The organism is Scytonema sp. UIC 10036 (genome assembly GCF_009725235.1).
The window spans coordinates 1-8,459 of sequence record NZ_WJFC01000341.1 but is presented as its reverse complement, the minus strand read 5'-3'; the positions used below and the strand labels follow the sequence as shown (position 1 = coordinate 8,459).

Here is an 8,459-nt window from a genome sequence, read left to right as displayed (position 1 = left end):
TTGCTTTATCTTGGTTCGGTTGTGTGGGCGCTTTTCTCTCTCGCTTCACACTTTATCCAAGATAACAACCCGTTTTGGCTTTGTCAAGGGGTTCTGCTGATTTTTTTAAAAATTCCTCAAACCCTTATGCCACAGTAGTTTTCAAGCTTTCACAATTTTTTGGCTTTCAAACTTATCTATTAATAGATGTCTTGGTTCAGCGTGCCTACCATAGCAAAAAAATTTAAGTTGTGTAGATCAACTTAGAGAGTAAAGCAGTCAAAGCTTAGCTTTGATCTGCCGCAGTTGATTCTTGAGGTTGTCTAATCCTTTCTCCCAAGGACTTTTCTTGGGTTTAGAAGGAAAAACAGCCCTTGGCAGTGCTGGATTAAGATGGCGGTAATGTTCCCAAATTTCCCAATACGGACAACCCGGTTCAATGCGGATGCCTGCCCAATGAAGGTATTGTAAGGGTTGATTAACAGAGGGATCGACCAAGATATGTCCTTGAGTTTGAAAATGGGGGCTGCCTCCCCAGTTCCCCGGTGCCTTCCCCTGCCTGCGAACGATATTAAAGCGGCGAGGAATTCGTTTTAGGAGCATATAATTGATTACTGGTTGGTCAGAAGTTTTTTCCGAAAAGTCAAAATACTCTGGATGGGCAGCACACTCTGTGAAGATATCATACAAATCTTGTTCGGAAACTAAGTTTTTCTTTGAACCCCAAAAACCTCCGTTGAAAATATCTTGGACTTCAAACTCAGTAAAAACTTTTTCTTCTAAAACTTTAGGAGAAAAGACATTTTTAATACCGCCTGCGTGTTGATAATCACAACAAATAAAGTCATATTCACCTAAATAGTTAAGATTCTCAATAATTTTCTCAAAAACAACTATATCTGTATCTATATACAAAAACTCATCAAAAGAGCCAAACCAGCATGCCTGCTTGCGAAACTGATTGGGACGAGCAAAAAATTGACTGCCAAAAATTTCGTGTAATTTTCTTGACAACCTATCGATAAATTCTAAGTCTTCGTAAATTTTGACACCATAATATGTGCTGACAGTATGTGCAATATTATGATAGTTATCATCATAGGGAATCATGACAATCGGAGTTTCCCAATCGTGCTGTCGTATACTATTAAGTAGCGCGATCGCATGGTCTGTTACTTTATCATTAGCGATGATATAAATTCCCCGATTCATAAAGTTACCCTCATTTTGTTATTCCTAATTTTCTGAAAATTCGTGTTGCCAAATTTGGTTGCGTATTGTAAGACTTGGGTTTAGTTGTAAATTTTGGTCTTTTGTCTGGCTCATGTAAATAGCGGTAATGTAAGAAAACATCCCTGTAGGGAAAATCAATATTTTCTCCAGAACAAAGACGACTAAATAAACTAGAAGACAATCCAATGTAGTGCAAATATGTTAATTGTTTTCCGCGATCGTAAACCACATTATCTTTGACTTCAAAGTGATTTGAGGTAACACAACAGCCAGTGATGTCACTTTTTGGTAGATTTAAAGAAAAATTATAAGTAGATATACCTGACTTCATAACCATATAATTAAGAAGTGTTTGATCGGGAGCCATTTCATAAAGAACTTCTGATTCTCCTTGACGCAGTTGTTCCAACAACCACGAACATTTTTGCGTATCAAAGATGTTTTTCTTTGATGCATAAAATCCAGAACAAAATGTTCCCGAACGCAATCTTTCTGGCGTAAATAATTCACCTAATTTAGGAGACGAAATATTGTAGACATGATATAAATCCTTAAATTGAAAGTCATAGACAATCCAGTCGTGATTTTCAAGTTGAGCAAAAAGTCGATCTAGAGGACTCATTAATAGAGTATCAGCATCCATGTAGACAAAACGGTCAAAAGGCCCATCAAAAGCACCATAACGCCGATGAGTACCCACTCGGTGATACTTCTCCCCATTAAGTTTTTGCCAATTCATTTGGGCGGTTGGATGAGTATCCCAAACATTACGAACAAACTCATCCCAGTACCGAATTGACTCTTGGTTGTTATAAATTTCTACGTAAGAACGACGGGCAATTTCCGCAGAAATTTTTGTTGTTCTATCATCATAAGGATAGATACAAACAGGCATATTTTCCCCGTAAATTGCCTCTATGCTATTAAGCAAGGCAACAAGTTGATCGTAAACTCGGTCATTAGCAAGAACACAAATACCATCCATAGAATTTTAAAAAATTATTACGAAAATTCAGAAACATATTCTGAAAGCCAGTTGAGCAAATTAAGTTTGTGAAGAATAATTTGTCTGGCTTCTCCAATCGCATCCTTAGCTGCATACCAAGCATCAGGGGTAGCTGTAACTTCTCTAATGTAAGCAATACCTTTTTCATCTAAGCTTGGCAACCGCAAGAAACTACCAGGTGGCAATAACTTATCTGCAGCTGCCCCACCATAATAAATTGGCAAACACCAAGCAAGTATAGCGTCCCAAAGTTTTTCACTCACATACCAACTGTTTTCAGCATAGTTCTCTATAGCAAGATTGTAATAATATGGTGCCATCCCATACCATTTACTGCCCAGTTCTCCTGGTGCTTTTGCCCAAGGAGGTAAATTGCGCCCATACAAATCAAACTTAATGTTGCTCTCTTGTAAAGATTGTAAAAATGCAAGACGCTGACGATGGCTAGCAGTGCGATTGATTCCAGAGGTAATCCAACTGCAAGTTTCCTGCTTTTGGATAGGCGGCATTTCATTTAATATTTGAAATGGAATGCCATGATACCAAATAGCTGGCATATAGTTAGGTGTAGGAGCAAAGTCATCAGGTCCCGAAACATAACCGCAATACTTCTGAGCATCTTGGTAGTTTCTCTTATTTCTTTCCACAACTTCATCTAACGGAGGTTCGCGCAATAAGTAAATGATTCTTTCTTTAGAAACATCGCGCAAAAGAGAATTAATATCTATCGGCGACTTAACAGGCTTTCGGCGAGGGTGAATACGTTGAAACCAAGATTGCTGTGGGGGAGGTTCTGGAAAATCAAACTGATACAGCAGCATAAAATCTGGGTTTGGGTTTTTAGCCAGCATTTGAATACTACCCCAACGCCCAAAAGAGTGGGGAGTTTGTTGCCACAGCCAATCAATATTTTTAATAGCAGAGTAGGATGTTAGCATCCCTACTATTTTTTTTGTCATAGATTAATTATGAATGAAAAAATATCTGAACTTAATTTAGGTTTCCATTGACCTCATAGAACTCTACAAACTTAACATTGGGTTATTTAGATTGAAATGGGTAAATCCACGCAGTTGAATTAAAGGATGCCATTTTTCCTGCTTTTGAAAGCAATAGGTTTAAATTGAAAAAATTATATTTTGTTACGAACTTCAAAAAATTTGAGTTTGTCTATCAAATCCACTACCGCTTGGTAAGCGTCTTGGATGAGTTCCTTTTGTTCGTTCTTAGGTATGTTTACCATACTTTCAGATAAAAAACGCATAGAAGCAAGCACAGGCTTTAGGTTGTTGCGAAATTCTTCACAGAAGCGGCTCAATGCGTGATTGTCAATGCTGCCACTACGATCCTTATCCAATGACAGGCTTGATTGCCAGTTCTTTTGCAAGCTCACAATATCATCAAAAACGTCAATAGTGTTGAGCACTCTGTTTGTAGATTTGTAAGACTCTTCAACTAGTTCCTGATGTTGTTGGATGTTGTCAGCCATATCATCCAGCAAAAGACGGAGCAAGCCTATTGTAGTATTAAGGCGATCGCGAAGTTCGTGTGAAAGACGAATTAAACTTTGATGCTGCTTCCCAGTTGCTTCAGCCTGGGAAGCAAATTGCATCTCGTACAAACGAGAATAGTAACCACTCTTTTGCAAAAGTTCGTCATGAGTTCCCACCTCTACAACATATCCTTGTTCTAACACAGCTATTTGATGCGCCCTTTGTACTGTAGAAAGACGGTGAGCAATCACCAAAGTAGTGCGTTCGCGGCTCAGATCGTCTATTGCTGCTTGCACTAAACGTTCGGAAACAGTATCCAAAGCACTAGTCGCTTCATCCAAAATCAGAATATCCGGATCTTGCAATAAAGCACGCGCTATTGCCAAACGCTGTCTTTGTCCGCCAGACAACATGACGCCGCGATCGCCGACTTGAGTATCAAATCCTTGAGGTAATTTACTGATAAATTCATAAGCATTTGCTCGCTTCGCTGCGGTAATAATTTCCTCTTCTGTAGCTTCAGGTTTTCCGTAAGCAACGTTGTACCGCACCGAGTTATTAAACAAAAAAGTATCTTGGCTGACAATCCCCATTGCTTTTCTTAAAGATGGGAGATCGAAATCGCGTAAATCAACACCATCAATAGTAATACAGCCAGAAGTCGGGTCATAAAATCTAGGTAAGAGATCAGCCAGTGTCGATTTACCAGCACCCGATCCACCAACCAATGCCAATGTAGTACCCGATGGAAGATATAAATCAATATCTTTAAGTACTAGCTTTTCATGACCGGGGTAGGTAAAAGAAACCCACTTAAAATGCACCCCTCTGTGTAATTTCGAGTAGACAAGCTTACCGCTATTCATGATCGGCTTATTGTCTCGCCGTAAAAACTCAGTTGCTACATCAACACTATTAGCAGAATTGGCAAAGCTACTGCGAAGAGTATTTAACTGGGAAATAAATGGTAGTAGACGTAAAAGAAGCAACAGATAAGTAAACAGAACAGCTGAAAGAGAGTTAATTTGGTTGGGAAAAAAGAGCCGACTCAAAAAAGCTATCAAAATTAAAACCATGACACCAGTGATTTCACTGAGTGGAGCAATCAATTCTGAATGAACTTGAGATTGAAATTCTGCTTTTTCGCGATCGCGTATAGTTTTGGTTAGCTTTTGATATTCTCTTTCCTCATTCCCTGTTGCTTTTACCAAGCGAATTCCCATGAGTGTTTCTAAGATCTCAGTAGAATAAATCTTAGACATTTCCGATAGAAGCTTACCAAAAATCTTAGATCTCGAAATCGCATACTGATTGATTAATGTAACTACAAACAATAAACCAGTTGTAGCAAGCGTTAACTGCCAAGAAATTGATATTAACAATGCGACAAAAACTAAAATTGTAATTGCCAAAATAATAACTTTAGTTAAATTTCCTACAGCACTTGCAGCACGAGCTACTTCGCCACCCAAATTATTAATTAGATCGCCAACTTTCATCTTGGCGTAATATCCTAAATCCACATCAAGTAAAGTTTTTACCCCTGCTTCGCGCATACTTGCAGTGAGAAGGCGCGATAAAGAACTTGATGTCAATGTAGCTGCATAAGTAGCTGCATTTTTTAGAAAAATCATAAATATAATTGCTCCAGCCATGACTCCTAAACGGTAATCTTCTGGAACACTATTAAAAGGTTGCATAATCCCTTTTAAAATCGGAGATGAACCCTCAAAATTAACTGTTTGTCCCACTATTTTAAGAATAACAGGCACAATTAATATCGTACCTATACCATTAAATAAAGCTCCAGAAAAGCCTAGAAATATCGTTGACAAAATTAACAGAGGATAAGGTCTCGTAAATTTAAGCAGTACTGAATTCGTAAATAGAGAGCGTTTCAACTGAGTCCTTTCATTAAGTAACATAAGCAATAACTTATTGCCACCAGCTATAATTACGTCTAAATCTTAATTTCAGCAATGATTCGAGACAGTGTAGACGCCATAGCATTTACGCTATAATACTCAACACATCTCTCTCTAGCCCTATGCCCCCGTTCATTTGCTGCTTCCAAATCCTCAAATATGAGTTGTATTTGTTCGGCAATTTGTTCCAGGCAGCCCGGTTGAACCAGATAACCAGTATCTCCTAAAATCTCTGGAATATCACCAACTTTAGTAGATAGTACGGGTTTAGCCATTGCCATACCGTCTGTTAATTTCAAGGGAAACTGAGCGCGAGCGATTATTGTGTCTCGTTGGGGAACAACTACGATGTGAGCAGCTGCTATAACCTTGGGCATTGCTGTCACTGGGTATTTGGGTAACTTAATAATCCAACGCCCCCATTGTTGAATGAGTTTCTCATCATAGTTATCATAAGGGCTGCCACCAACAATCACAAGTCTTAAGTCAGGCTGATTTAACAGATCTAACGCCATCAAGACATCTTCAACGCCCTTATGAGGTCTTGGTGCGCCCGGAAACATGAGAATTCGATAATTAGAAAGACCGTAAAGTTTTCTACTCTCCTCTGGATCGTATTTGCTGGGATCGAACATATCAGTATCTTTACCGTTAGGTACATAAACCCCGCCAAAGCGATCTTGAAGAAATTGAGTGTCTATTGTGACCGCGTCTGCCTTATTTACCAGATTTTCCAGCCAATTTATATACAATGGATGATCCGGAAATCTTAATGCTCCATGACTTTTAAAAATATCTCTGTATAATTGCTTGACGCTAGGATTGTATTTCCAATCAAAACCTCCGTACCAGCTTAATTCCCAGTCATCCATATCTAAAAGTAAAGGACAATGAGTGCTAATTTTTTTAATTAAAGCAACGCCAAAACTGGTGGGCTTGGGTTTGACAGCGTAAAGGAGATCTCCATCTAGTTTTTGCAAAAGTTCTCTAGCCGAACCAAAGAACTGTGGATAGTTTTTGCCCGCGATCGCAACTACTGGAATGTCAGCAGGAGGGATAGTATAAAAATCATCGCCAAAGAGAAAGCCTACAATTTCAACCTGATAATTTAGCTTTCTCAGAACTTGAGCTAGTAAAATAGCTCGAACACTACCACCGCTACTGAGGTCACTGACAACAAGTGAGACTTTCAATTTTAATAATTCTCCTATCTAGTCGTAAATTAAAGCTTAATAAAAATTTGAAAGCTGTTGAAATCTGCTGCATTAAGTTCTCTTTTCTAGGCTGACAACTCAAACAACCTCTAAGATTTTGTGCTATAATTTACTATTCATTTTAATTTCCTTGATTCATTTTTTTATTAAGTAATCAGTAATTGATAAATTTTTTGCCTTGTTTTCATAAATAATATAGCGAATTCACGGAGGAAAGAGATAACAATTCACGGATTTAGTACTTAAGTACTAAGCAGAGTTCTATAAGAGTCGTGACGAAACAACTCTCTCAGTGTTCTCCCTGCGTATGAAGATACCACAATCAAACCTCACCCAATACTTGTCGGTTAAGCCTAAAAATGCGAAAACACGTAGGTTGGGGAGCCAGCCCCAATACTACGTAGGTTTTGCTAAAAACTCAAATTGAACTACCCTCTTCTTAATGTTTACTTTATAAATCATCTTTCAGACAAACCCAAAGCCCATAATTCAATTTATTTGTAGAGATGGGCGAAAAGATTCATTCACATAATTAAGAATCAGTTTTGCTAGTCGATTTTTCCAGGAAAATTGACTATAACTAGTTTGTAGTAACACTTTAGTATGGTTTATGAAGCGTGGCGTCAGATATGGCGCTTTCAGGGTTTAAGTCAAGATGAGTTTTGTGAAGAAGATGTGAAGTTGGAATAGGGGATAAGCTGTCAAAATAGGAGCCGACAACCTCGTTCATCTCTAACATAAATCGATGGGTTGAAAACAACTTTTTTTGCTCCTTTAAAGATTGAAGTAGTTTGTTTTGCGTAGCAGAGTTCTTTAAAACAGCAACAATTCTCTCTACAGCTTCCTCTTCATTATTAAAAAATAATTCTTGATTGCGATCGCCAACAACTTCAACTTGTCCACCCACACCTCTCACAAAGGGAATAGCACCAGCTTTAACCATTTCTGCAATAGAGATTCCAAATGGTTCTTTCTTAAAATGAATACCGTACTTACATTTAGCTAAAAGCTCCATATAGTCTTTATATGGAAGATTTTCATATAAAGTAATCCAAGAGGAGTTTTCTTCTGCCAATTTTTTAATAAACCGATTATATTGCCATTGATAGACACCTCCCCCTCCACCTGTAATATGTAGCTTGATATCAAATCCGCGATCGCGAACTGACTTAAGAATTTGAATAACTTTGTGAGGCTCTTTCGCTTTTACTAACCTACCGCTACAAATAAATGCATCTTCTTTTTCAGTCCAAGGTATATTTGGAGTATCCATCACAACAGGTGGAAATACTACTTTGGAATCAATACCATAGACTTCTTTAACGGCATTTGCAACACAACAAGAATTTGTTAGAGAAATATTTTTTGTTAATTGTATGTCGGAGAAATCAGATATCTTTCTATGGAAAGATGTTCCTTCAACTACTTTAATCCAATGTATATATTGAATTCCTTGTTTGCCAAGATCTATTGCATTATAAGCAGATAAAACCAGTTGGTAATCTTGGCAATTTTGCTTAAAAAAGCGAATCAAAAGGTGTAAAAATATCATTCTTATTTCATTATTATTTGCCATTAAAAAGTAGCAAATTTTTGTTAACCATAATGG

The 8,459-nt window shown here is 37.8% G+C and carries 6 protein-coding genes; all 6 read right to left on the bottom strand.

The genetic code is table 11. The annotated features are described in order from the left end of the window. Window positions 1-258: 258 nt before the first annotated feature. Window positions 259-1,191, bottom strand: coding sequence for an Npun_R2821/Npun_R2822 family protein (locus tag F7734_RS59515; RefSeq protein ID WP_155753557.1), 933 nt, complete (start codon window positions 1,189-1,191; stop codon window positions 259-261). Between the two features lie 10 nt (window positions 1,192-1,201). After that, window positions 1,202-2,197 carry an Npun_R2821/Npun_R2822 family protein gene (locus F7734_RS59510; protein WP_155753556.1) on the bottom strand — a complete coding sequence of 332 codons (996 nt, stop codon included), beginning with the start codon at window positions 2,195-2,197 and terminating at the stop codon, window positions 1,202-1,204. A gap of 17 nt (window positions 2,198-2,214) precedes the next feature. Continuing rightward, window positions 2,215-3,177 carry a glycosyltransferase family 10 gene (locus F7734_RS59505; RefSeq protein WP_155753555.1) on the bottom strand — a complete coding sequence of 321 codons (963 nt, stop codon included), beginning with the start codon at window positions 3,175-3,177 and terminating at the stop codon, window positions 2,215-2,217. A 173-nt stretch (window positions 3,178-3,350) separates the two neighbouring features. After that, the gene (locus F7734_RS59500) at window positions 3,351-5,636 is read right to left on the bottom strand and encodes an ABC transporter ATP-binding protein (protein WP_155753554.1); all 2,286 of its coding nucleotides are present in this window, start codon (window positions 5,634-5,636) and stop codon (window positions 3,351-3,353) included. 35 nt (window positions 5,637-5,671) lie between these two features. Beyond that, window positions 5,672-6,829: a glycosyltransferase family 4 protein gene (locus tag F7734_RS59495; protein WP_155753553.1), complete on the bottom strand. Its 1,158-nt coding sequence runs from the start codon at window positions 6,827-6,829 to the stop codon at window positions 5,672-5,674. 619 nt (window positions 6,830-7,448) lie between these two features. After that, window positions 7,449-8,459 (bottom strand): glycosyltransferase (locus F7734_RS59490; RefSeq protein ID WP_155753552.1); only part of this gene is annotated, 1,011 nt, incomplete at its 5' end.